Genomic DNA, 22,298 nt, shown 5'->3' with positions numbered 1-22,298 from the left:
GGACTGCAAAGAGGTCGAAATGACCACCAACCCCTTGCTTGCCACCCTGATCCCGCTGGTTGCCGACCTGTCCCGCGACCTGCCGGAAGACGAACGCTACCGCCGCCTGCTCCAGGCCCTGCGCGACCTGCTGCCCTGCGACGCCACCGCGCTGCTGCGCCTGGACGGCGAATACCTGATCCCGCTGGCGGTGGACGGCCTCAGCCCGGACACCCTCGGCCGGCGCTTCCGGGTCGGCGAACATCCGCGCCTCGAGGCCCTCCTGGAGCGCCGCGGGCCGACCCGCTTCCCCGCCGACTGCGGCCTGCCCGATCCCTACGACGGTCTGGTGGAAGGCCTCCACGGCCACCTGGAAATCCATGATTGCCTGGGCTGTCCGCTGTACCTCGACGACCAGCCCTGGGGCTTGCTGACCCTAGATACCCTCGATCCGTCGCGCTTCGCCAGCGCCGACCTGGATACCCTGGAGGCCTTCGCCAGCCTCGCCGCCGCCACGGTCAAGGCCAGCGAGCGGATGCGCGACCTGACCCGCCGCGCCGAGGACGAGCACCAGCGCGCCGAGGCCTATCTCGAAGCCGCTGGCGAGCGGCCACGGGAAATGATCGGCCAGAGCGCCGCGCACAAGGCGCTGCTGGAAGAAATCCGCCTGGTCGCCAACAGCGACCTGAGCGTACTGATCACCGGCGAGACCGGGGTCGGCAAGGAACTGGTGGCGCAATCCATCCACCGGCATTCCATGCGCAGCGGCAAGCCGATGATCAGTCTCAACTGCGCCGCGCTGCCCGAGACCCTGGTGGAAAGCGAATTGTTCGGCCATGTGCGCGGCGCCTTCTCCGGCGCGGTCAACGAACGGCGCGGCAAGTTCGAACTGGCCGACGGCGGCAGCCTGTTCCTCGACGAGGTCGGCGAGTTGCCGCTGGCGGTGCAGGCCAAGCTGCTCCGCGTGCTGCAGAGCGGGCAGTTGCAGCGGGTCGGCTCCGATCGCGAGCACCGCGTCGACGTACGCCTGATCGCAGCCACCAACCGCGACCTGGCCGAGGAAGTGCGTGCCGGGCGCTTCCGCGCCGATCTCTACCATCGCCTCAGCGTCTATCCCTTGCGCGTGCCGCCGCTGCGCGAGCGCGGCCGCGATATCCTCCTGCTGGCCGGCTACTTCCTCGAGGAAAACCGACCGCGCCTGGGACTGCGCAGCCTGCGCCTGGACCACGAGGCCCAGGCCGCGCTCCTCGACTATCGCTGGCCGGGCAACGTGCGCGAACTCGAGCACCTGGTCGGCCGCGCCTCGCTCAAGGCCCTCGGCCACAATCCGGAGCGGTCGCGGATCGTCACCCTGCATCGGCAGGATCTCGACCTGCCCGCGGAAACCCCCGCGCCACCTCGCAGCGTGGTCGAGCCCGCGCCCGCCGCGCCAACGACCGGTCACTCGTTGCGCGCGGCCACCGACGCCTACCAACGCCACCTGATCCAGGACTGCCTGGCCCGTCACCAGGGAAGCTGGGCCTCGGCTGCACGCGAGCTGGGCCTGGATCGCGCCAACCTGGCGCGCCTGGCGCGCCGCCTGCAACTCAGGTAAACGACCGCCCGGTCGGAGCAGACCGGGTCCGGCGCGCAAACCTGCTACCATGGCGCCCCCATTCCGGTTGTCCGATAACCCCGATCCAGAGCGCACTACAGTGGAACTCTTCAAAGAATTCACCTTCGAATCCGCCCATCGCCTGCCCCACGTCCCCGAAGGCCACAAATGCGGGCGCCTGCACGGCCACTCGTTCCGTGTCGCCATCCACATCGAAGGCGAGGTCGATCCGCATACCGGCTGGATCCGCGACTTCGCGGAAATCAAGGCGATCTTCAAGCCGATCTACGAGCAACTCGACCACAATTATCTGAACGATATTCCAGGCCTGGAAAACCCCACCAGCGAAAACCTCTGCCGCTGGATCTGGCAACAACTCAAGCCGCTGTTGCCGGAACTCTCCAAGGTCCGCGTCCACGAAACTTGCACCAGCGGTTGCGAATATCGGGGCGATTGATTCGCCCGACTCTCCCCAGGCGCTTCGCCATCTGCTCTAAAACGGGCTTCCACACAACGGGCCCGTTCTGCCGTCTCTCTCCCATGGGCTGTACGAAGCATTATCCCCACGGACATAAAGGTTTCATATTCTTCAGGGAAACATCCGGCAAGCTGTCCCTACAGTCCGTTAGTCAATAAAACCGTGCAACTATATTGTTCTTCCAGTAGATAAAGACTTATCCTTTGCCGCGGACACGGAAAGTCCGTAAATCCACTATAAATGCACCAAAACCCAGCACCATATTTTTAGAACGGGAGTGAAACGAATGTCCAAACTTGCCGAGTTCCGCGAGGCAGAGCGCAAACTTCAGGAGCAACTGGCCCTGCTGGAAAAGCTGAAAAGCGACAGCAGCCTGAAGCAGGAACTGGAATTCAAGGACAAGTTGCAGGCGTTGATGGACAAGTACGGCATGACCCTGCACAACATCATCGCCATCCTCGACCCCAAGGCTCCGGTCACCGTCAGCGCCGCTCCGCAGCGCCGTGCCCGCGCCCTGAAGGTCTACAAGAACCCGAACAACGGTGAAGTCGTCGAAACCAAGGGCGGCAACCACAAGGTTCTGAAAGCCTGGAAAGAACAGTACGGTTCCGAAACCGTCGAATCCTGGCTGCAACGCTAAGCCGGTTTTCCCGACGGCATCCTGCCGATGCCGTCGGAAACCCCACTGGCTACTTTCGCTCCCCTCCTCGCCAGATCAATTCTGCGACTTCGATTCGCAAGCGCTCCTGATCTTCTGCGCCGCCAGGTTGTTCTCCACCCCCGGCAGGTTCTCCAGCAGACACTCGTAATAAGCCTTTTCCCGCGACAGCAGGAAGGAGCCGTCGTTATACAACTTGTCGCAGGCCTGGGTGATGAAGTGAACCGCCACCCCGCTCTTCGCCGTGCGTTGGTAGTCGAGTATGCATTGGTCGTAGTCCTTGTCGTCGGCGAGAGTGGAAAGCGGAAATAACAGCAGCAGGGGCAGCAGGAACTTCATGGCAATGGTATCCATGGGAAAGTTGTGCTCCAGCATGGACGAGCCGGCTCGGAGTGCCAAGCCGACCATGAAGTAAAATTTTGCACTTGTTTACAGGCCGGACCAGACTGGCCGTTCTTCGCTGCGCGAATGCGACAATGGCGGGCCGGGGAGCCGAATCGCAGGCGTCCCGAGCGGATTCGGTTTCCCGGCCGCCTGGCGGCAACTCGCTCCATCGACGGGCACCGCCCTCCGCCGAACTCTTCCGGCAAACGGGTGCTGCCCGATCCGCATCCGCTTCAATAGGCCGCTACGAACAGGAACGACAACTGTAGATTGAGCATGGGCGACAACATATTGTTCAGTTCCAGAAACTCCACCGCTACTTGCCGCTGCTCCGCTTCTATATCCTGCAACAACCGACTGAACGAGGCTGGCTCCAACTGCCCGCGAACCTGGGCCTCGATACGCGCGATCGTCCCTTGCTTCTCGAAGCCGCGAGGAAGCAGTACGCTCACTTCCGCGTCAGGGACGCCCGCCAGGCGAACCTGCTCGGTCAGCCAGGCCTGCACATCGGCCCTCGCCTGCGACGCATTCGGCGCCTGCCAGAAGCGCTCTCGCTGAAGGTTCAGGACCTGCTCCGCCTGCATCGCCCGCTCCGGCCAGGCGGTCTGCCGGGAAACGTCCTGGAGCTTGAGCCATTCCCCGGCCAGACGACGATATTCCTCCCCTCGTTCCTCCCTCCAATCCATGCTGAGCATGACCAGATGCACAACCAGCAGCAGGCACAGGCTCCAGATGGCCATGCGCAAGAGAGGTTTTTCCTGCCATTGTCGTTGCAGGTTCCGCCCCTGGAACTGCAGTGTTCGCTGGAAGTCCGACATCAGGCACCCTCCCCCGGCGTACGCAGGACCAGGCTCAGCGATAGCCCCTCGCTCTGCGAAGGTTCCACCCTGACATCTTCGAAACTCCCCGATTCCATGAAACGCCGCACATAGAGACGCGGGTCGACACTGTCGGTGCCAATCCGCAACTCCAGCTCGGAGCCTCGATAGCGCCAGGCGAGCAACCGACTGTCCTTCGGCAACAGTTCCGCTACCTGTCCCAGCAGCGCCACCTGCGAGCGATGCTGCAAAGCGCGCCCCAGCTCCGTGGCCATCCGATTGCTCTGCAAGGCCTGGTTGCGTGCGCTGAGGATCGGCGAGACCTGGTCGCTCAGCTGGTCGTACTGCGTTCGCAGCGCACGCTCGGCCCACCACCAGGACAAACCTTCCCCCAGATTGAATCCGCATCCCAGCAACAGGGTGGCTATGAGCCCATGCGGCAACCAACGCTCCCATCGCAGCAGCGTTGCTTCCGCCGCCGGAACGGCCCAGGGACGGCCCAGCGACTCTCCAGGCTCGGCAACCAGGCTCTCCGGGATGCGTATTCCCGCCAGCCCCCGGAGCAACCGAACCCATTGTTCTGGCTGGGGTGGGCTGGGAAAGAAATGGCTCAGGACAAGGCAGTCATCTCTCCAGACCTGGAGATCCAGCCCGGAGCGAACCCGAAGCAGCCGAACCGTCTCGCCTTCCGCGACCGACCGAGGGGGAGCCTGCAGGAGGGATTCGGGGATACAGCGATAACGCCGAGGTTGGTCGACGCAGTCTTCGGCAACGGCCTCCCGGACCTCCTCATCCCAGAACCAGACCAGAGCATGGCCACCCCGCCAGGCTACGTAATGGCCTGCGCGGCGAAAAGGCGCCAGGGCGGCAAGCTTCAACGCCAGTGCCTGATACCGGTCAGAGCGCGGCACATGATTGAGATCGAGACAGCGATAGACACACCACGCCCGATCCACGATCCACTGCGCTGGGGCGCGCCGCGCCAACCCTGTACCTCTACGTACCCACTCAAGCTGCGCCCGGCCATCCTTACCACGGCCTTGCCACAAGCGGGGCGGCAAGAACCCCGGGGGCGATATCGGGATGCAGCGGAGGATTCGAGTAGCGATCATTTATCTTCACGGACCTCTTCGAGAGAAGCTGCCAGGGTGGCAGCAGGCGGTGCTCTGAGTTGAAGCGGACCTCGTATTCCGTCCCCTGCTCGGCTCCTGGCGGGTAGAGCCGAATCGACAGGGCCGGACTGGCCAGGCGCGCCCAGCCATCCTCGGGAACCAGCCTCGCATGACCCCCGAGGAGGTCATGCAGGTCCGACATCCGGGTGAACGGACGCTGCCAGCGGGCTTGCAGCAGTCGGCCGACAGCGTCCTCCGGTAGTCCCCAGGCAAGAGACAGGATTCGGGCATCCGCGGTGTTGATGTTCAGCGCCGCCTCGTCCGCCGCAACCAGATCGCGCCAACCGGCGTCGAGCAAATGCGCTTCCCAGGGGCGCCAGGCCTCCAGCCGGAAGACTTCCATCACCGAGCGCAACGGACGGCGCCGGGCCTGGCCCGGAGAGGACCTGTCGCTGGCTTGCGCGGCGCTACCCAGTCGTGGAGCGGCGCCGGGATAGAGATAGCTGAACCATTGGGCGACCATGACCTGCACCTGCTCGGCGGGAACCCCCAACCCCGCCAGCAGCCTGGACAGTACCCGCGGATCGATGCCGGAAAGACTGAGGCGCGCGGAGCGATCGAGCAGCGCAATGCACCAGCCATTGGCCATGCAGAACTCCCGGCCATCCAGAGGCAGCTCCCCGCCAATGGGCAGGATCGAAGTGTCCATGTCCACCTTGCTCGGCGCGGCGCCAGCATTTCCCGGTACGCTCAGGCCCGCGACGGTATAGCGCTGGGTAGCCACCAGCCATTGGACCCGCGCCAGCAAGGCATGCTCCTCCAGCTCACGAAGCAGCGCCTTGCGCCGGTTTTCCGTGGCATCCAGCGAGCGCCCGACCCAGAGTACAGCGGCACTGGCCAGCAGGGTCATGATGGCCAGGAACCAGACCACTCCGACCAGAACGAAGCCAGACGAGCGGGCAGACGCCGCATGTCGGCATGCGCCATCAGAAATCATGTTCGGCGGGCCTCGCTCTGGGCAGCGCGACCGCGACAAGGACAAACAGGCGCTCCTCGGGAGCCGTCAGTGCCATCGCCTCGGGAAGGGTATCGGCCAGTTGCGCGCTCGGCGGCCAGTCCCGGTGCCACTGGCCGTGACCGTCCAGATAGCGGAAGCGAGCTTCGCCGCGCAGATGCAGGAGGGGCCAGCGACTGTCCTCCAGCCTTCGCACATAGATCAACTCGGTCCGGTCCTCTCCTGCCCGCCGCTCAAGCCGGAAGGCCAAGGGCGTCGGGATGCCCGCACGGCGATCCAGGGCCGCGGCAGACATGGCCTCGAAACTGAGCTCGTCCCCTCGCAGACGCCAGCGGACCTCGCCAGCCTCGGGAGCGACCAGGTTCTCCACCGCATCACGGAACCAATCGAAGGTCAGCGCCCGGACCTGTCCGCGCCCCAGGCTCTGGTGCAAGGACTGGTTGGCCTTGCTGGCATAGCTCAACCCTTGCATGAGCAACGTGCCGATGAAGGAAACGACCAGCAGCACCACGATCATCTCGAGCAGGGTGAATGCACCCTGTTTTCGTCGCGAGCGGATCATGGTCCATCACCCAGTCGCGCTGGGATGACCACGTATCCGGGAAGCTCCAGTTGCAGCGTCTGCGGCGTTCCATCGCCGGCCCGGATGCTGGCGACGACCCTGAACAAGGTCACGTCGTAGATGCCCGGACTGCCGCTATGGCGGCCCACCGCCGCTTTCGACGCGGACAGCGGCGAACTTCGCCACTCCAGCCGGTAATGCCCCAGCCGGACCCTGCCTGCGGGTTCGAGCGCAGGGTTCATGCGCTCCAGATAGGCCATCGCCACCCAAGCCGTCTCGATGCGCAGCTCGGCCGCCTCGACCCGCTGCATGCTCCGAAAGGCACTGTTGAGCCAGGCGAAAAGCGCACCGCCGACCACTGCCAGGAGCGTCAGCGCAACCACCGCCTCCAGGAGCGTGAAGCCTTCCTGCCGCGCCGGCATCAGCGGATCGTCCCGGGCGCGCAGAGGGGGGGCTGAAGCAGCAGCGTATGTGTCGCGCGCCCATGATGGACCTGCAACTTTCCGCCCAGGCAAACTCCGTTTGCCATGTAACGTATCGGCGGCCGAGCAGTAACCGTCCAGCCATCGGGCAGTCGCAGCAACTGCTCGGGAACCGCCCCGCTCTCACCAATGAGCAGCTCCCGCCCATCGCTGCGCACGCGATAGCCCAAGGTCTGCAATTGATTGAACAGATCGTCCAGCGCGGTCCTGCGCGCCCAGGTCTCCTGCATCCTCACCAGGCCGGGCAACGCCACCGCAGCAATGGCCCCGACGATCACCAGCACCACCAGCAGTTCGAGCAAGGTGAACGCGGCCTGGTCAACGTTTGGGCGCGTAACCGACATCGGCATCCAGGCCTTTCCCACCGGGCTGCCCATCCGCGCCCTGACTGTAGAGAGTGAAGGGTTGTTCGGCACTCGGCCTGTCGCTGTACAGGTAAGGCCGGTTCCAGGGGTCCAGCGGTACGCCGCCCTCGAGGTAGGGCCCGTGCCAGAAGGCCCCGAGACGTTCATCGGAAGGCGGCGTGTTGAGTAGCGCCAGGCCTTCTTCTTCGGTCGGCAGCCGGCCGATGTCCAGGCGCATGGTGAGCAACGCGCCCTTGAGCATCTTCACCTGGGTATCCGCCGTCTGCGCCTTCGCCTTGTCGGCCTGATTGAACAGTCGCGGCCCGACGAGCCCCATCAGCATGCCGATAATCACCAACACCACAATCATCTCGAGCAGGGTGAAGCCCTGTTGTGCAGCTCTGTTCATACGGTTTCCACTTCACGTCTCATCCAACCAGCCGCGGCATCGATACCCGGCATTCAAAGCACCATGTCGTTGGCGCTGGTAATCGCCAGTACCACGCCGGTAATGATCAGGCCGAACACAGAGCCGATCAGCAGGATCGCCAAAGGCTCGATCAGTACCAGGGCCTTTTTCATTCGCGCCTGCCCGGCCTCTCCATAGAGCGTCGCCAGGCTCTGCAGCATCTCCGCGAGCTGCCCGGAGGCCTCTCCAACCCGCACCAGGCTCGAACCGATGGACGTGACCGCCTGGCGCTCCTCCAACGCTGCCGACAAGGCGATGCCGGCCCGCACATCCTGGGTGACTCGCTCCAGGGTCCGGCGCTGCCGGGCAATGCGGACGCCAGCGGCGGAAAGCAGCAGGGCCTCCACCAGCGGCACACGATTTCCCAGCAGGGTTCCAAGCACCTTCGACCATTGCGCTATTTCCGCCTGCATCAACCATTCCCCGACTACGGGCAGGCGCACCAACTGGTCGAGCGCATGGGCGCGGAGCGCCGGATTGCGCAGCGCCACGGCGATGCCGCCAGCAAGCAGCAGGACGGCGAACGCCAGCAAGCCGGAACTCTCGTTGCTCCATACCCCGATGCTCAGCACTGCCCAGGCAAGCCACGGGAGCTGGGCAGTCTCGTTCAGGAGATTGGCGAATTTCGGAACGACGAAGACGAACAGGGTCGCCACGGCGAGCACCCCGCTGAGCACCAGAATCGCAGGGTAGATCAGCGCCCCTTGCAACTCGGCGCGGGTTCGCCGTTCGTATTCCATCTGCGTGGCACAGTCCCTCAGGGCTCCTGCGAGGTTTCCGGTCATCTCGCCGGCCGCCACCAGTTGATATACATAGCGCGGCAGGTCGAGGCCGGCGCTCTCCAGCACCACGGGAAAGGATTGCCCCTGGCGCAGGCCATTGGCCATCGCCTGCAGGGCGGTAATCAACTTCGGGTGGCGCGCGCCTCGCTCCTGAGCCTCCACCGCGTCGGCCATGCTCACTCCCGCCGCGAGCATGGTGGCCAGCTCGTGGATGGCCATGTTCAATTCCTCGGCCTTGAGCCGACGTCGCGAGCCCAGGTTGCGGCGTTTCACCTCCAGGCTGAGCGGGGTGAGCCCCTGGCGCTGCAACTGCCGCAGCGCATCCTGGCGCGTTGGGAGGCAGAGTTCGCCACGAACGCGCCTGCCCTTGCGATCGACGGCCTGGTAGATGAAATTCATGGGCTTAGCCGCTGGTCACGCGATGCACCTCGTCAAGACTGGTCATACCCAACCAGGCCTTGATCAAGCCATCTTCACGCAGATTGCGCTGTCCCTGGCTGGCGGCAAGCCGATGCATCTGTTCGAGGGAAGCTCTCTGCACGATCAGGTCGCGCATCTCGGAAGACAGATCGACGAGTTCGTAGATGCCCACACGGCCGCTGTAGCCGGTACCTTCGCAGCGGCCGCAGCCTCGCGCCACGCGCCATTGCGCTGCCTGCCCCGGGAACAGCCGCGCGGTGGCCGCCTGGGTCGCTGCCAGATCGGCCGCAGCAAGGGTTGGCTCGCAAGGTTCCGCGCAGTGGGCGCACAACCTGCGCACCAGTCGCTGGGCCTGGACACCGCGCACCGGCGAAGCCACCAGGAAGGGTTCCACGCCCATGTCGATCAAACGCGTGAAGGCGCTCACCGCATCGTTGGTATGCAGGGTCGAAAGCACCAGGTGACCGGTGAGCGAGGACTGTACGGCGATCTCCGCCGTCTCCAGGTCGCGTATCTCCCCGATCATGATCACATCGGGATCCTGCCGCAGGATCGAGCGCAAGGCGGCAGCGAAGGTCAGGCCGATGTCGGCATGGACCTGGACCTGGGTGATGTTGGGCACCTGGTATTCCACGGGATCTTCCACGCTGATGAGCTTGCGCACGCCATCATTGATTTCCTCCAGCGCGCCATAGAGCGTGGTGGACTTGCCCGATCCGGTGGGGCCGGTCACCAGGATGATGCCGTGGGGTTCCGCTACCCATGCACGCATCCTCCGCAAGTGGTCCGGGAGCATCCCGAGCCGGTCCAGGCGCAACCCCTCGCGCTCCTTCGGCAACAGGCGCATGACCACCGATTCGCCATGCACCCCTGGCAAGGTGGAGACCCGCACGTCGAGCTCCGTACCGCTGACCCGGATGCTCATGCGTCCATCCTGCGGCAACCGTCGCTCCGCGATGTCGATGGCGGAGATCAGCTTGATCCGCGAGACGACCGCCGCGAATCGCTCGCGGGGAAGGCTCAGTTGGTCGTGCAGGACGCCGTCGACGCGGAAGCGGATACGGAAGTCGAACTCCCGGGGTTCGATGTGAATATCCGAAGAACGCTTTTCCATGGCCTGGCTCATCACGTTGTTGACGAGTTCGACTACCGGCGCCTCCTCCGCCAACTCCCGCAGGTAGCGGATGTCTTCGCTGCCGTAGGCGTGCCGATCCGCACCTTGCCGGGCCAGGTCCAGGGAGTGCTCCAACCAGCCGTCCAGATCCTGGGAGCGGCACAGCACTGCTTGAATCGAGCGCTCCGGATAGAAATAGCCCAGGGTTTCGCGTATCGAAGGAGATAACGGATCACGCGCCGCGAACAGCAGTTGCTCGCCCTCCTCCCAGACCACCAGTTGCTCTTCGACGAACCAGTCGGTATTGATCGGGGTACTGAGCAGGAATGCGGCGATGGACTCTTCGCTCGGCTTCCGCAGGTCGTCCCCCACCAGCGGCAACCGCAGTTGCTCCGCCAGCACCTGCATGAGGGTATTTTCCGAGATGGCTCCGGAACGCACGAGAATGCCTCCCAGACGGCCGCCAAGCCGGCGTTGCAGGTCGAGCGCCCGCTCGAGTTCCTGGCCGCTCACCAACCCGCGTTCGAGCAAACGCTGCCCCAGCGGTATCCACTCGGCCGTCATCTGCGGGCCCGGGGAAACGGCCTCAGAGGACATCTGCAAAACCTTCCTGTACCCGACGGAACCAGAGGAAGCCCGATGAACAGACCAGCAGCGACGCAACGCAATAAACGCTGAAGACCCCAAGGGTCGGATAGGGAGCATCGAAAAGGATCGCCCTGACCATTTCCACCGGGATCGTCAGCGGATTGAGGTACAGGTAGGGCTGCATTACCGGTGGCAAGGAAGACAGCGGATAGAACACCGGGCTGATGAATAGCAGAAGCACCAGGAGAAACTGGACGAACTGCCCTATGTCGCGAACATAGACGCCGAGCCCCGCGAGGAACCACGCCAGCCCCGTCACGCAGAGCAGGAAGGGGAGCAGGGCAAGCGGTAGCAGGACCAGTTGCCAGCCCGGCTCGACGCCGCTGAAGAGAAGAAAGATACAGAGCACCAGGTAGCCGAGCATGGCGTTGAAGAAAGCGGCCAGCAGCGGTGTGAGGGGGAGTATCTCCAGGGGAAAAACCAGCTTCTTCACGTAGTTGGCGTTGGCCTGGATGATAGTCGGGGCCCTGGACAGGCTTTCAGCGAGGATCCCGTTCAGCAGGAGTCCGGAAAACAGGGTCAAGGCGAAGGAAAGCGTGCTCTGGCTTCCGCCCCAGCGCGACTTCAGCACGAAGCCGAAGACAAACGTATAGATCAGCAAGAGCAGGAACGGCGAGACGATGATCCAGATGCGGCCCAACATGGCGTCGCGATAACGCAGTTCGACCTCGCGCCGGGTCATGACCAGCAGGAGCCTGATGCGACTGGCGAGACTGGCCGGTACCAAGAGGGAACCACTCACAGAAAAACTCTCCACGGCGAAGAAGAACAGAACCCGCTAACCATGAAGGATCGAAGCGAGCGGGGCCATCAGCCCCCACTACTTCTGGCGTAAGGTTTTTCTGATTCAAGAAGAGCCTTCAGAAGGCCGGAGCAAGCCGGCACTCTCGCCAACTCGATCTCCCATCGGCTCCGTACCTGCTGGAAAGCACGTGGGTAACCCCGACAATGGCAACGGCTCTCAAGGTGAGGGGCCGGACTGCGCGGAGTGCACCCTCGATTCAGCAGCCAGCGGCAGGGAAACCGGGACGAAAGCAAGACTCATCCTGCAATCGGGGCGATTTCTTCATAGCGCTGGAAAACCTCGCTCAGTGAAACGAAAGCACGCACTGAGCGCCCCGTACGCCAGGGACTGGCAACCTGCACGCCGACCCGGCCTGGGGCGGCATGGCGAGTTCGACGAATACGACTCGGCGCACCACCTGCCCCCTGCCCGCGCTCAAGCGACGCCGCGGCTGCCAGGGGGTTGCAGCGACCTGCGTAGACGGCAGGCGGACGCGATCGGCGCTCTCCCCGCCGTCATGGTTGAGTTTCGGATTGCGTCCGATGGCTCAGCGGATCACCCCGGCGCGCACCGTCAGCGGCCAACTGACCCGATAGCGCGTCTGCGGGTCGCCCCAGGCTTCGCGCAGCTCATCGACGAACGCGGCGCCCGGATCCTGGCCAAGGGCCTTGCCGGCCTCCTTCACCGCCGACCAGGTACCGACATAGCCCAGCAGTTCGTCCAGGGTCCAGGCCACCTCGATGGCCAGGTCCGGCAGGCGACGCTCCTCGAAGGGGAACGGCAGACTGCGGTAGCCCTCCTCCACGTGGCGCCGCTCGGCAGGCCAGTAGGGGCCGACGACCTGGTGGTAGAAGTGCTGGACCAGCGGTTCCATGGGTCCGTCGACATGCAATACGCCATAGGTAACCAGGGCCAGGATGGCGTCCGCGCGGGCCACACGCCGGACTTCCTCGTAGAAGCGCGGCAGGTCCAGCCAGTGGGCGGCCTGGGCGACCGTCACCAGGTCGGCGCTGGCCGCCGCCAGTCCGCTGTCCTCGGCCAGGGCCACGCGATACTCGACCCGCTCGCGAGCCTGCGCCTTGTCGATCTGCGCGGCGCTGGCGTCGGTACCGACCACCCGTTCGAAACGCTCGGCCAACAGCACCGTGAGCTGTCCGGTGCCGCAGCCGCAGTCCAGGGCCAGGCGGGTGCCGGGGCAGAGCGCGGCCAGCTCGTCGACCAACTGCGCCGGGTAGGTCGGACGATGTGCGGCGTAGTTCGCCGAACCCGTGGAGAAATGATCCTTGAAAGGTGCCGTCATGGGACTCTCCCGAAATGATCCCGGCGACCACAGGGACCATGGCCGTCCAGGCTGCCGCCTTACACTAGGCGAATCCTGTCGATACGGAAACACGACTTTCGGTCACCTTGGAGCACCGTCTCACTACTGCATGCGGTGCAGCAATAAACTGCAAAGAACCTACCTGGTCATCCCCGGATGCTTCATTAGACTGCCGGAACGACGAACGCAGCCAAGGAGACCGCCATGCCCAGTCGCATCACCCTCAACGCAAACGGAGGCCCCGAGGTCCTGCGCCTGGAGCAAGTCCAGGCGCAGCAACCGGGCCCCGGCGAGGTCTGGCTGGAGCAGGCCGCCATCGGCGTCAATCCGCTGGACCTCGGCCAGCGCTCGGGAGCGGTACCGATTCCGCTGCCGTCCGGCCTCGGCCTGGAAGGCGCCGGAGTGGTCGCCGCGCTGGGTCCGGGAGTCTCCGGACTGGCGCCGGGCGACCGCGTCGCCTATGCCACCGGCCCGCTGGGCGCCTATGCCAGCGCCCGGCTCTACCCCGCCGAGCGCTTGCTGAAGCTGCCCGACACACTCGCTTTCGAGGACGCGGCGGCGCTGCTGTTCAAGGGCATCACCGCGCACTACCTGCTGCACGCCACCTACCCCGTCGGGCCCGGCACACGCATCCTGCTGTACGGCGCGGCGGGCGCCGTCGGCCAGTTGATGGCGGCCTGGGCCCGGCACCTGGGCGCCTGGGTGATCGGCGTGGTGTCGAAGGCGGAAAGCGTCGAGCGGGCCAGGGCTGCCGGCTGCGACGAGGTGCTGGTGTTCGACGCGGCCAGTCTCGCCGCCCAGGTCGCCGAGCTGACCGCCGGGCGCAAGGTCGATGTGGTCTACGACCCCATCGGTCGCGCTACCTTTGAGGCATCCCTGAACAGCTTGCGTCCGCGCGGCCTGCTGGTGTCCTTCGGCGCTACCTCCGGCGTGCCGCCAGCCGTCGAAGTCGCCACCCTCAACGCCAAGGGTTCGCTGTTCCTCACCCGTCCCTCGCTCGCCGCCCACACCGCCAACCCGGAGGAATACCGGCTACGCGCGCAGGCTGTGCTGCGCGCCCATGCAGACGGTGTCATCCAGCCCCGGGTCTGGCGGCGCTACCCGCTGGCCGAGGCGGCCGTGGCGCATACCGATCTGCTGGAGGGACGCTCGCAAGGCGCGCTGGTACTCTTGCCCTGACCCACTCGCAAGAGGCGCATGCATGCAACCGTTCGACAGCCGGCAGGCCGATGAAGTCGCCACGCTCCTGGCCCTGGCCGAGCACGGTTCGTTCGCCGCCGCCGGCCGCGCCCTGCAACGACATCCCTCGGTGCTCTCGAAGCGGCTCGGCGCACTGGAGCGTCGCCTCGGCATCCGCCTGGTCGAACGCACCACCCGGCAACTGCGCTTCACCGATGAAGGCGAGCGCCTGGCGAGCCGCTTCCGCCAGGCCGTCGACCTGCTCGACGAGGCCGAGCACGAAGCCAGCCTGGGCGCCGCGCAACTGCGCGGACGCCTGCGCATCGCCCTGCCGTCGGCGATGGGCCGGCTCTGGCTCGGTCCGCTGCTGGCGGAGTTCGCCCTGGCGCATCCGCAGGTGGTGCTGGAAACCGACTATTCGGAGCGCTTCGTCGACATCATCGCGGAAGGCTTCGACCTCGCGATCCGGGTCGGCGAACTGGCCGACAGCCGCCTGGTGGCCAGGCGGCTGTGCGCCCATCGGCGCATCCTCGGTGCCGCTCCCGACTACCTGGAGCGGCATGGGGTACCGCGTATCCCGGCCGACCTGGCGGCACACAACTGCCTCGGCTTCAGCGGACTGCACTCGTACCCGGAATGGAAGCTGACCCGCCAGGACGAACAGCGGCCCGTGCGGGTACGCGGCTCGATGGTCAGCAACGACAACGAAGCCCTGCTCTGCGCCGCACGCCAGGGCCTGGGCATCTTCGCCGCCGGCGAGTGGCTGATGAGCCGCGACCTCGAAGCCGGCAGGCTGGTACGGGTGCTGCCGGAGTGGCAACTGGACGCCGACGCCGGCGTCTACCTGGTGCGCCCCTCGGCGCGCTACGCCACGGCGGCGGCCAGCGCGTTCCGCCAATGGGTGGAAGCGCGGTTCGCCGCTGGCCCGCCCTGGCAGCGCCAGCGGGCCTGAGCGGTATCCGCGAGCGGCTCGCCGAGGAGCGCGCCGCCTCCCGCCCCTCGCTCCCGGACAATCCGGATACCCTCCCGCCAGCATGCGGATAGCCAATGACCCGCCGACCGGTTCCTACTAGGCTGGTTCGCTTCGCTTTCCCGTTTTCCCACTCCAACAACAACCCGATGAGGAATCCAGGCATGGGACAGTACGTCAGCATCGCCGCGTCCGACGGCAGCGGCCGGTTCGACGCGTATCTCGCGCTCCCCGCCAGCGGCAAGGGGCCGGGCGTGGTGATCGGTCAGGAAATCTTCGGCGTCAACGCGAACATGCGCGCGGTGGCCGACCTGTACGCCGAAGAGGGCTACGTGGCCCTGGTCCCCGACCTGTTCTGGCGGCTGCAGCCGGGGGTCGACCTGGGCTACGACGAAGCGGCCTTCGCCAAGGCCATCGAGCTGTTCCAGCGCATCGACCTGGACGCCGCGGTGGACGACATCGCCGCCTGTATCGAGCACCTGCGCCAACGCGAGGAGGTGGTCCACGCCGGGATCGGCTTCGTCGGCTTCTGCATGGGCGGCAAGCTGGCCTACCTCGCCGCGACGCGCACCGACGTCTCCTGCTCGGTGGGCTACTACGGCATGGGCATCGAGGCGCTGCTCGACGAGGCGAAACAGATCAAGGGCCGGCTGGTGCTGCATTTCGCCGAACAGGACGCCTACTGCCCGCAGCAGGCCCGCGACGCGATCCTGCCCTGCCTGCGCAACCTGCCCAAGACCGAGTTGTACCTCTACCCCGGCGTCGATCACGCCTTCGCCCGCGTCGGCGGCATGCACTTCGACAAACCGGCCTACCTGATGGCTCACGAACGCAGCATCGCCGCCCTGAAGCGGGAGATCGGGCCGAACTTCGACCTCTCCGCGCTGTGGGACGAGCATGTGCGCCACGAGTTCGATACCCGCGACGTAGCCGCGACCATGGCGACCATGGTCGCCGAGCCCTACGTCAACCATGTCCCGACCCTCACCGGCGGCGTCGGCCAGCGCGAACTGAGCCGCTTCTACCGCCATCACTTCATCCACGGCAACCCGCCGGACATGACCCTCACGCCGATTTCGCGGACGGTGGGGGCGCTGCAGGTGGTCGACGAGTTCGTCATGCGCTTCACCCACAGCTGCGAGATCGACTGGCTGCTGCCCGGCGTCCCACCCACCGGGCGCTTCGTGGAAATCCCCATGCTCGGCGTGGTGCGCTTTCGCGGCGACCGCCTTTACCACGAGCACATCTATTGGGACCAGGCCGGCGTGCTGGTGCAGATCGGCCTGCTCGACCCGCAGGGCCTGCCGGTCGCGGGGGTGGAAAGCGCGCGCAAGCTGCTCGACGAAAGCCTGCCGTCGAACCGCCTGATGGCGCGCTGGGCAGCCAGCGAAGGACTCGGCCTCTAGCGGCCGGCTAGCCGCCGAGCAAGGCGCAGAAACGCGCCAGGTCGACGTTACCGCCGCTGAGCAGGATCCCGACCCGCTTGCCGCGCAATTCGTCCTTGCGCTGGCGGGCGGCGGCCAGGCCGAGGCAACCGGTGGGCTCGACCAGCAGCTTCATCCGCGCGGCGAGGAAGCGCATGCCATCCACCAGTTCGGCGTCGCTGGCGGTGAGGATGTCATCGACGTTGCGCTGGATCAGCGGGAAGGTGAGATTGCCCAAATGCTGGGTCTGGGCGCCATCGGCGAGGGTCTGCGGCGTATCGATATGCACGATGGCGCCGCTGCGCAGCGAACGCTGGCCATCGTTGCCGGCCTCCGGCTCCACCCCGTAGATCCGGCAGGCCGGCGCCAGCGCGCGGATCGCCAGGGCGCAGCCGGAGAGCAAGCCGCCGCCGCCGAGGGGCGCGAAGAAGGCGTCCAGCGGACCGACTTCTTCGAACAGTTCCTTGGCCGCGGTGCCCTGCCCGGCCAGCACGTCGGGGTGATCGTAGGGCGGGATCAGGGTCAGGCCATGGCGCTGCGCCAGGTCGCGGCCGATCTGCTCGCGATCTTCCGTATAGCGGTCATAGAGCACTACCTGCCCGCCGTAGCCACGGGTCGCCTCGATCTTCACCGCCGGCGCGTCGGCCGGCATCACGATGGTCGCCGGGATCCCCAGCAAGCGCGCCGAGAGGGCGATGGCCTGGGCGTGGTTGCCGGAGGAGAACGCCACCACCCCGGCGGCACGCTGCTCGGCGGAAAACCGCGACAGCGCGTTGAAGGCGCCGCGGAACTTGAACGCTCCCATGCGCTGCAGGTTTTCGCATTTGAAGAAGACTTCCGCGCCGAGTTCTTCGTCAAGGGTACGCGAGGACATCACCGGCGTGCGGTTGGCATGCCCGGCGATCCGCGCGGCGGCGGCGATCACATCGTCGTAGGTAGGCAGGTCGTGCATGGTCGGCTCCTCGGACCTTGGCAAAGAAGACAGGCAGGTCGCCAGGTTACCAGGCGAACGCCGCCAGCAGCGCCTGCGCGACAGCATCGGCGGCGGAAGACTGGCGGAGCCATTGACGAAGAGGCCCTGCATGGGTCGATGCTCCGCGATGCCGGGTCGGCCTCACTCGTCCAGGTAGCCGTCCCTGATGCCCTTCGAGCGGCGGTAGAGGTAGAGCCCGAGGCGCAGCACGACGAGCACGCCGAAGAACACCCCGACGGTCACCCAGGTGTTGCCGAAGAACCATTCCAGGCAGACGTAGAGCAACGCCAGCGGTATGCAGACGAGGGTCATCAGCAGGTAATGCTTGATCATTGCGGCGGACACTCCTCTTCTTCGTCCTTCAGTGGGCATTTGACGATCTGCTTGCCCGTCTGCCAGGCGGCCTGGGTGGCCACGGCCTTCTTGATGGTATCGGCATGGGCGGCCTTGCGCGCGGCCAGCTTGGCCGCGCGGTTGGCGGTGTTGGCCGCCTGTCCGGAAAGGGTCCTGATCGCCTTGGCGGACTGCACCACGGTCTTGCCGGTGCTGAGCATGCCCGGCGCCACGGTGCCGATGGCCGCCGAGGCGCCGACGTGTTTCCAGTTGATGTCGATGCACTTCCACTTGATATCGGTGAGGTCGCGATCGCTGTCCCAGTTGTCCTTCATCTGCCCCAGCACCTGCTTGCCGGTCTGCATCCCCAGCTCGATGCCGGCGCCCAGCGCCGCTCCGATCGCGGCGCGGGCGGCGAAGGCGCCGATCACCACCAGCGGGATGATCAGGCCGGTGGGATCGTAGGCCAGCGTGGGCGCGTTCAGCGCGTAGGCATAGGGGTTGGGGCCACCGCCCAGGCCGAGCGGGTCCTGGCTGGCATAGCGCCCGGCTTCCGGCAGGTAGTAACGGTAGCGGTTGTAGTAGAGGCCGCTTTCCTCATCGTGGTACTGCCCCTGGAAGCGGATCGGCTGCGCACCCGGCTGTCGTTCCGGCGCTACCGCCCGCCAGTCGTCCGGAACGCCCTGCCAACGCAGTTGGCCACGTTCGTCGCTCAGCTGCAGGGGGGTACCGAGGTGATCGGTGTGGAAGAAAGCGATCCGCGCCTCGCCCAGCGCCGGCACGCATTGCGCCGGCAGCGGCTGGCCTTCGGCGGCGAACGCCTGGCGCAGTTGCAGCAGCTCCGGGGGATCGGGCTCGCAGGCCTGCTCCAGGCGCAGCAACGGGACGAAACCGCCCGGTTCGTGAACGGTGGTGCGCAGTTCCCGCGCAAAGGCTTCGGCGCATTGGCGATCGCCGTCCCAACCGAAGCGCACCTGCTGCTCGACACCGTCGCGCAGCACCACCTTGGCGATCCGTCGCGACAGCGCGTCGTAGCGGTAGCGCGCCTCCAGCCGCGTGCCGTCGGCGTAATCGCGCGTCAGATGGACCAGGCGCTGCGCGCCGTCGTAGGCCAGGCGCAGGCGCTCGCCGTCGGCGCCGATACGCTCGACCAGGTTGCCCAGCGCATCGAAGCGATAGCGGTTGCCGGCGATCCTCTCCACGCGGTTGCCGGCCCAGCGCGCCGGGCCTTCGCCGGCCTGGCTCGCGCGCGCCTCGGAGCGACTGAAACCGGAGCGGTACAGTTCGTTCTCGGCGAATGCCTGGCGAGCGTCCTCGCGCGCGTACTCGCCGACGCCCTCCAGGCGGTTGCCGGCGGCATCGTAGCGGTAGGTGCTGGCCGCCGCGCCAGCGCGCCGGCTGGCCAGCAGGCGACCGCCGAGGTCGTATTCGTAGCGCACCGACGGATACTGGTTGTCGTCGATGCCGACCAGTTGTCCAAGTCCGTCGTAGCGATAGCCGCGCTGCCAGTCGAAACCGCCGGCCAGACGCAGGCGGCTGCGCTGCAGGCGTCCCAGCGGCGCGTGCTGGCGCTCCTGGGTGAACAACGCGTCATCCTGCCCGTCGCGGCGGGCGTCGCGACGCACCTCACGGTGCAGGGCATCGCGCTCGAAGGCCAGCTCGACCGCACCGACCAGCGCGCCGTGCAGATGACCCGGGCCATAGGTCAGCCAGGCGACCGGCGGCGCGTCGCCGTAGCGGCTGGTCTGGCGCACGCCTAGCGCGTCGTGGCTGTGCTCGACGCTGTAGACCCAACCGTCGGCATGTACCTGGCTTTCCAGGCGCAGGTTACCGACCTCGTCGTACGTGTAGCGCACCTCGCAATCCGCCCCGCCGGCGCTGGCCAGGCGGCCGTCGGCCAACCAGCGGTAACGCTCGACCAGGGCCGGTGCGTGCTCGGTGGCGGGAACCCGGATGCTCGCCAGGCGGCCGTCGCGGTCGTAGGCATAGGTGGTCTCGCGACCGTCGGCATCCTCGCGGGCGATCAGTTCGTCAGCGGCGTTGTAGCGATAGCGTTGGCGACGACCGTCGAAGCCGGTCTCTTCCACCAGACGGTCCAGCAGGTCGTAGCGGAACTGCGCCTGGACGCCGTTCTCGTTGGTCAGGGCGACCAGCCTGCCGGCTTCGTCGTGCAGGTAGGACAATTCGCCGCCGCCGGCGTCGGAAACCCGCGCCAGCAGATCGCCGTGCCCCCAGGAAAACAGCGTGGCGTGCCCCTCGGCATCGGCGATACGGGTCTGCCGCCCAAGGGCGTCGTATTCATAGCTCAGGGCGCTGCCGTCGGCCAATTCCAGGCCGATCAGTTGCCCCAGCGGGTCGTAGCGGCGCCGGGTCAGTTGTCCCAGCGGGTCGCTGCTGGCGACCAAACGTCCTTCGTTGTCGTAGTCGTAACGCCAGACCTGGCCGGAACAATCGGTCAACGCGGCCAACAGGCCGAAGCGGTTCCACTCCAGGCGCCGCTCGCCGCCGCGCGGGTCGACGATTCGCGTCGGCCGGTCGGGCAGGCGCGGGTCTTCGTAGGCGTAGCGGGTGCTGCCGGCCGGGCCGCGCACCGTCGTCGCATTGCCCCGTTCGTCGCGCTCGAAGGTCCAGCGGCGCTGCATCGCGTCCTCCAGCTCGACCAGCAGCCCGGTCTCTTCGTCGACGCGCTTGCGATAGCGCGCCTTGCCCGGCGACTCCTCCTCGAGCATCCGCCCCTGGCCATCGCGCCGGCGCCGCGTCTCCCGTCCCAGCGGATCGCGCATGGCGACCAGGCGGCCGAACAGGTCGTAGTCGAACTCGCTACGGCTGCCGTCGGCCCTGACCAGCGCGGTCCAGCGCCGCTGCCCGCCCTCGCCGGCGAACTCGTAGCGTTCGACGCGGCCGAGGCTGTCGCTGACCTCGGTGGCATCGCGCAGGTAGCGGAAGGTACGGGTCAGGCCGCCCGCCTCGATCTGCTTCACGACCCGCCCGTGCGGAGCATGGACATCCCACTCGTAGCGAACCTCCAGCCCGCCCGGTTCGCCGTGGGCGACCAGCATGTGCTCGCGCCAGGCGAATACCCGGACCACCTGGCCAAGACGGTCGCGCACGGCGATCAGATCGCCGCTGTCGCTGAACTGGTAGCGCACCAGCCAGTCGAGCCCCGGGCTCTGCGGATCGATGTAGTCCGGAGGCGGTCCGTCGTGGCTGGCCAGGATCACGCCGAACAGACGCAGGCCGTCGTCGCCCTCGCTCGGCTCGCAGGCTTGCTGGTAGACCAGCGCATAGCTGCGCCCGGCGCTGTCGCGCACGCCGGTGAGCAGGCCACGTCCGCTCCAGCGGAACTCGGTGCGGTAGCCGGCGCGGCCGAAGCTGGCCTGCAGGCGCCAGATACCGTCGGGGCAACGCTGGAAATGCAGGTAGCTGTGGCCGGACAGCACCAGCACGGAGCCCTCCTGCGTCTGCAGTTCGGCCGGCACCGCCGCCCAGCGCCCGCGCCAGGCCTGCGCTTCGCCGCCGCTCGAACCGCCGCGGCGCAGCCACAGCTCCTCGCTGCCGGAATAATGCTGGGCGCCGGGAGCCAGCGCAGGAAAGCCGATCCGGCGGCCCTGGGCGTCGACCAGCACGCAGGCGTCTTCGCTCAGTTCCAGGTGCATGCTCTCGCCCGGCAGCCACCAGCCCCGGCCGAGCCGGCCGATACGGGGGTTGCTCGACAGGTAGCCACGGGCGAAGGTGAAGGTGTCCGGCGCCGCCAGGGCGAAATCGACCTCTTCCGGCAGCAGCTTGCTGCCGAGCATCGGGTTGACCGGCTTGCCCACCAACGGCACGCAGGCGGACACCCGGTCGGCCAGGCCGACCGCGCTGCTGCCGACGTGCACGGTGGGCGAGCCGGTGGAGATAACCCCTCCCGAGACTTTCTCGCCGACATGGGAAACCGGTAGGCCGCTCATCTATCCATCCTTCCTTGGGAAAAGCCGCGACAGGACATCCGCCCGCCGCTCAACAGTTGATATCGACATTGGGCGAGAGGATCTCGATCTCCCCCGGCGTCAGGCGGATCGTGCTCTGGCCGCAGCGCAAGAGGATCTCGCGGTCGGCGGTCAGCTCGATGCGCTGGCTGCCGAGGGTGATGCTCTGACCGTCCAGGGTGATCTTAGAGCCATCGTCGCTGCCGCCCACGCTCACTTCGTAGCTATCGCCCACCGACAAGGTCTTCTTCTTCATCACCTGGGTGCTCTGGTTCAGCCCGACCACGGTGTTCATCATCATGCCGACGTTCAGGCTGTAGCCGAGCCCGACGTTTTCCATGCGCCCCATGCCGACGTTCTGCAACGAGGCCATGAGGATGGTTTCCGTCTTGTTCATGCCGATCCTGACCGTCTCGTTGCGGTCGACCGTCTTGCTGCGGTTGGCATGCACGGTGATGGTCTCGTTGTTGTCCACGGTCTCGGTGCG

The 22,298-nt window shown here is 66.4% G+C and carries 21 protein-coding genes and 1 pseudogene; 6 read left to right on the top strand and 16 right to left on the bottom strand.

Going from position 1 to position 22,298, the window contains the following annotated elements; all coding sequences use genetic code 11:
* The first annotated feature begins 19 nt into the window (after positions 1 to 19).
* The 3 genes from norR (at position 20) to mvaU (ending at position 2,691) form a co-directional block, all read left to right on the top strand.
* Entirely contained in the window at positions 20 to 1,573 is a 1,554-nt protein-coding gene (gene norR / locus HMPREF3014_RS05165) for a nitric oxide reductase transcriptional regulator NorR (protein WP_003090504.1), read from the top strand.
* A 100-nt stretch (positions 1,574 to 1,673) separates the two neighbouring features.
* The gene (gene queD / locus HMPREF3014_RS05160) at positions 1,674 to 2,030 is read left to right on the top strand and encodes a 6-carboxytetrahydropterin synthase QueD (protein WP_003090505.1); all 357 of its coding nucleotides are present in this window, start codon (positions 1,674 to 1,676) and stop codon (positions 2,028 to 2,030) included.
* 307 nt (positions 2,031 to 2,337) lie between these two features.
* Entirely contained in the window at positions 2,338 to 2,691 is a 354-nt protein-coding gene (mvaU, locus tag HMPREF3014_RS05155) for a histone-like nucleoid-structuring protein MvaU (RefSeq protein ID WP_003090506.1), read from the top strand.
* 75 nt (positions 2,692 to 2,766) lie between these two features.
* Here mvaU and HMPREF3014_RS05150 read toward each other — a convergent pair whose 3' ends face one another.
* The 12 genes from HMPREF3014_RS05150 to HMPREF3014_RS05095 form a co-directional block, all read right to left on the bottom strand.
* Positions 2,767 to 3,063, bottom strand: coding sequence for a VF_A0006 family four-cysteine protein (locus HMPREF3014_RS05150; protein ID WP_009877656.1), 297 nt, complete (start codon positions 3,061 to 3,063; stop codon positions 2,767 to 2,769).
* Positions 3,064 to 3,326: 263 nt separating this feature from the next.
* Positions 3,327 to 3,911: a GspMb/PilO family protein gene (locus HMPREF3014_RS05145; protein WP_023087239.1), complete on the bottom strand. Its 585-nt coding sequence runs from the start codon at positions 3,909 to 3,911 to the stop codon at positions 3,327 to 3,329.
* Positions 3,911 to 4,294 carry a hypothetical protein gene (locus tag HMPREF3014_RS34775; RefSeq protein ID WP_170869554.1) on the bottom strand — a complete coding sequence of 128 codons (384 nt, stop codon included), beginning with the start codon at positions 4,292 to 4,294 and terminating at the stop codon, positions 3,911 to 3,913. Before HMPREF3014_RS34775 ends, HMPREF3014_RS05145 begins: the two co-directional genes overlap by 1 nt.
* Positions 4,295 to 4,940: 646 nt before the next feature.
* Positions 4,941 to 6,020, bottom strand: a complete 1,080-nt coding sequence (locus HMPREF3014_RS05135; protein WP_023087237.1) for a type II secretion system minor pseudopilin — start codon at positions 6,018 to 6,020, stop codon at positions 4,941 to 4,943.
* Entirely contained in the window at positions 6,010 to 6,600 is a 591-nt protein-coding gene (locus tag HMPREF3014_RS05130; protein WP_016852732.1) for a PulJ/GspJ family protein, read from the bottom strand. The genes HMPREF3014_RS05135 and HMPREF3014_RS05130 overlap by 11 nt, the downstream gene beginning before the upstream one ends.
* Positions 6,597 to 7,022, bottom strand: a complete 426-nt coding sequence (locus tag HMPREF3014_RS05125; protein WP_003097721.1) for a PulJ/GspJ family protein — start codon at positions 7,020 to 7,022, stop codon at positions 6,597 to 6,599. Before HMPREF3014_RS05125 ends, HMPREF3014_RS05130 begins: the two co-directional genes overlap by 4 nt.
* The gene (locus HMPREF3014_RS05120) at positions 7,022 to 7,432 is read right to left on the bottom strand and encodes a prepilin-type N-terminal cleavage/methylation domain-containing protein (protein ID WP_003097723.1); all 411 of its coding nucleotides are present in this window, start codon (positions 7,430 to 7,432) and stop codon (positions 7,022 to 7,024) included. Before HMPREF3014_RS05120 ends, HMPREF3014_RS05125 begins: the two co-directional genes overlap by 1 nt.
* Positions 7,401 to 7,835: a type II secretion system major pseudopilin GspG gene (gene gspG, locus HMPREF3014_RS05115; protein WP_003110089.1), complete on the bottom strand. Its 435-nt coding sequence runs from the start codon at positions 7,833 to 7,835 to the stop codon at positions 7,401 to 7,403. Before gspG ends, HMPREF3014_RS05120 begins: the two co-directional genes overlap by 32 nt.
* Before the next feature lie 53 nt (positions 7,836 to 7,888).
* The gene (locus tag HMPREF3014_RS05110; RefSeq protein WP_003097729.1) at positions 7,889 to 9,076 is read right to left on the bottom strand and encodes a type II secretion system F family protein; all 1,188 of its coding nucleotides are present in this window, start codon (positions 9,074 to 9,076) and stop codon (positions 7,889 to 7,891) included.
* A gap of 4 nt (positions 9,077 to 9,080) precedes the next feature.
* The gene (locus tag HMPREF3014_RS05105; RefSeq protein WP_003122595.1) at positions 9,081 to 10,808 is read right to left on the bottom strand and encodes a GspE/PulE family protein; all 1,728 of its coding nucleotides are present in this window, start codon (positions 10,806 to 10,808) and stop codon (positions 9,081 to 9,083) included.
* The gene (locus HMPREF3014_RS05100; RefSeq protein ID WP_003097732.1) at positions 10,798 to 11,601 is read right to left on the bottom strand and encodes an ABC transporter permease; all 804 of its coding nucleotides are present in this window, start codon (positions 11,599 to 11,601) and stop codon (positions 10,798 to 10,800) included. The genes HMPREF3014_RS05105 and HMPREF3014_RS05100 overlap by 11 nt, the downstream gene beginning before the upstream one ends.
* 589 nt (positions 11,602 to 12,190) lie before the next feature.
* Positions 12,191 to 12,943 carry a class I SAM-dependent methyltransferase gene (locus HMPREF3014_RS05095; protein ID WP_003160456.1) on the bottom strand — a complete coding sequence of 251 codons (753 nt, stop codon included), beginning with the start codon at positions 12,941 to 12,943 and terminating at the stop codon, positions 12,191 to 12,193.
* A 225-nt stretch (positions 12,944 to 13,168) separates the two neighbouring features.
* Between HMPREF3014_RS05095 and HMPREF3014_RS05090 the strand changes: the two genes are divergently transcribed.
* The 3 genes from HMPREF3014_RS05090 to HMPREF3014_RS05080 all read left to right on the top strand — a co-directional run bounded on the left by HMPREF3014_RS05090 (position 13,169) and on the right by HMPREF3014_RS05080 (position 16,519).
* On the top strand, positions 13,169 to 14,143 hold the full coding sequence (locus HMPREF3014_RS05090) for a quinone oxidoreductase family protein (protein WP_003097735.1): 975 nt from the start codon (positions 13,169 to 13,171) through the stop codon (positions 14,141 to 14,143).
* 22 nt (positions 14,144 to 14,165) lie between these two features.
* Positions 14,166 to 15,095 (top strand): LysR family transcriptional regulator, encoded by a 930-nt coding sequence (locus tag HMPREF3014_RS05085; protein WP_023087236.1) that lies wholly within the window; start codon positions 14,166 to 14,168, stop codon positions 15,093 to 15,095.
* A 182-nt stretch (positions 15,096 to 15,277) separates the two neighbouring features.
* Positions 15,278 to 16,519, top strand: coding sequence for a dienelactone hydrolase family protein (locus tag HMPREF3014_RS05080; protein ID WP_003113399.1), 1,242 nt, complete (start codon positions 15,278 to 15,280; stop codon positions 16,517 to 16,519).
* A 7-nt stretch (positions 16,520 to 16,526) separates the two neighbouring features.
* Here HMPREF3014_RS05080 and HMPREF3014_RS05075 read toward each other — a convergent pair whose 3' ends face one another.
* The 4 genes and pseudogenes from HMPREF3014_RS05075 to HMPREF3014_RS05060 all read right to left on the bottom strand — a co-directional run.
* The gene (locus HMPREF3014_RS05075; RefSeq protein ID WP_003090528.1) at positions 16,527 to 17,489 is read right to left on the bottom strand and encodes a threo-3-hydroxy-L-aspartate ammonia-lyase; all 963 of its coding nucleotides are present in this window, start codon (positions 17,487 to 17,489) and stop codon (positions 16,527 to 16,529) included.
* Positions 17,490 to 17,651: 162 nt separating this feature from the next.
* Positions 17,652 to 17,843 (bottom strand): hypothetical protein, encoded by a 192-nt coding sequence (locus HMPREF3014_RS05070; RefSeq protein WP_003090543.1) that lies wholly within the window; start codon positions 17,841 to 17,843, stop codon positions 17,652 to 17,654.
* The gene (gene tse5 / locus HMPREF3014_RS05065; RefSeq protein WP_023087235.1) at positions 17,840 to 21,793 is read right to left on the bottom strand and encodes a type VI secretion system effector Tse5; all 3,954 of its coding nucleotides are present in this window, start codon (positions 21,791 to 21,793) and stop codon (positions 17,840 to 17,842) included. The genes HMPREF3014_RS05070 and tse5 overlap by 4 nt, the downstream gene beginning before the upstream one ends.
* A 49-nt stretch (positions 21,794 to 21,842) precedes the next feature.
* Positions 21,843 to 22,298: pseudogene (locus HMPREF3014_RS05060) on the bottom strand (type VI secretion system tip protein VgrG); the annotation flags it as partial.

The sequence above is a fragment of the Pseudomonas sp. HMSC065H01 genome (assembly GCF_001815235.1).
Classification (GTDB): Bacteria; Pseudomonadota; Gammaproteobacteria; order Pseudomonadales; family Pseudomonadaceae; genus Pseudomonas; species Pseudomonas aeruginosa.
Note: the sequence above shows the minus strand (reverse complement) of the source record. Positions and strands in the feature narration are given on the sequence as shown.

What these genes read in the sequence shown, in the direction of transcription:
- norR (WP_003090504.1), top strand. Translation starts at nt 20, where the DNA reads ATGACCACCAACCCCTTGCTTGCCACCCTGATCCCGCTGGTTGCCGAC.
- mvaU (WP_003090506.1), top strand. Translation starts at nt 2,338, where the DNA reads ATGTCCAAACTTGCCGAGTTCCGCGAGGCAGAGCGCAAACTTCAGGAG.
- HMPREF3014_RS05150 (WP_009877656.1), bottom strand. Translation starts at nt 3,063, where the DNA reads ATGGATACCATTGCCATGAAGTTCCTGCTGCCCCTGCTGCTGTTATTT.
- HMPREF3014_RS05145 (WP_023087239.1), bottom strand. Translation starts at nt 3,911, where the DNA reads ATGTCGGACTTCCAGCGAACACTGCAGTTCCAGGGGCGGAACCTGCAA.
- HMPREF3014_RS05135 (WP_023087237.1), bottom strand. Translation starts at nt 6,020, where the DNA reads ATGATTTCTGATGGCGCATGCCGACATGCGGCGTCTGCCCGCTCGTCT.
- HMPREF3014_RS05130 (WP_016852732.1), bottom strand. Translation starts at nt 6,600, where the DNA reads ATGATCCGCTCGCGACGAAAACAGGGTGCATTCACCCTGCTCGAGATG.
- HMPREF3014_RS05125 (WP_003097721.1), bottom strand. Translation starts at nt 7,022, where the DNA reads ATGCCGGCGCGGCAGGAAGGCTTCACGCTCCTGGAGGCGGTGGTTGCG.
- HMPREF3014_RS05120 (WP_003097723.1), bottom strand. Translation starts at nt 7,432, where the DNA reads ATGCCGATGTCGGTTACGCGCCCAAACGTTGACCAGGCCGCGTTCACC.
- gspG (WP_003110089.1), bottom strand. Translation starts at nt 7,835, where the DNA reads ATGAACAGAGCTGCACAACAGGGCTTCACCCTGCTCGAGATGATTGTG.
- HMPREF3014_RS05110 (WP_003097729.1), bottom strand. Translation starts at nt 9,076, where the DNA reads ATGAATTTCATCTACCAGGCCGTCGATCGCAAGGGCAGGCGCGTTCGT.
- HMPREF3014_RS05105 (WP_003122595.1), bottom strand. Translation starts at nt 10,808, where the DNA reads ATGTCCTCTGAGGCCGTTTCCCCGGGCCCGCAGATGACGGCCGAGTGG.
- HMPREF3014_RS05095 (WP_003160456.1), bottom strand. Translation starts at nt 12,943, where the DNA reads ATGACGGCACCTTTCAAGGATCATTTCTCCACGGGTTCGGCGAACTAC.
- HMPREF3014_RS05090 (WP_003097735.1), top strand. Translation starts at nt 13,169, where the DNA reads ATGCCCAGTCGCATCACCCTCAACGCAAACGGAGGCCCCGAGGTCCTG.
- HMPREF3014_RS05085 (WP_023087236.1), top strand. Translation starts at nt 14,166, where the DNA reads ATGCAACCGTTCGACAGCCGGCAGGCCGATGAAGTCGCCACGCTCCTG.
- HMPREF3014_RS05080 (WP_003113399.1), top strand. Translation starts at nt 15,278, where the DNA reads ATGGGACAGTACGTCAGCATCGCCGCGTCCGACGGCAGCGGCCGGTTC.
- HMPREF3014_RS05075 (WP_003090528.1), bottom strand. Translation starts at nt 17,489, where the DNA reads ATGCACGACCTGCCTACCTACGACGATGTGATCGCCGCCGCCGCGCGG.
- HMPREF3014_RS05070 (WP_003090543.1), bottom strand. Translation starts at nt 17,843, where the DNA reads ATGATCAAGCATTACCTGCTGATGACCCTCGTCTGCATACCGCTGGCG.
- tse5 (WP_023087235.1), bottom strand. Translation starts at nt 21,793, where the DNA reads ATGAGCGGCCTACCGGTTTCCCATGTCGGCGAGAAAGTCTCGGGAGGG.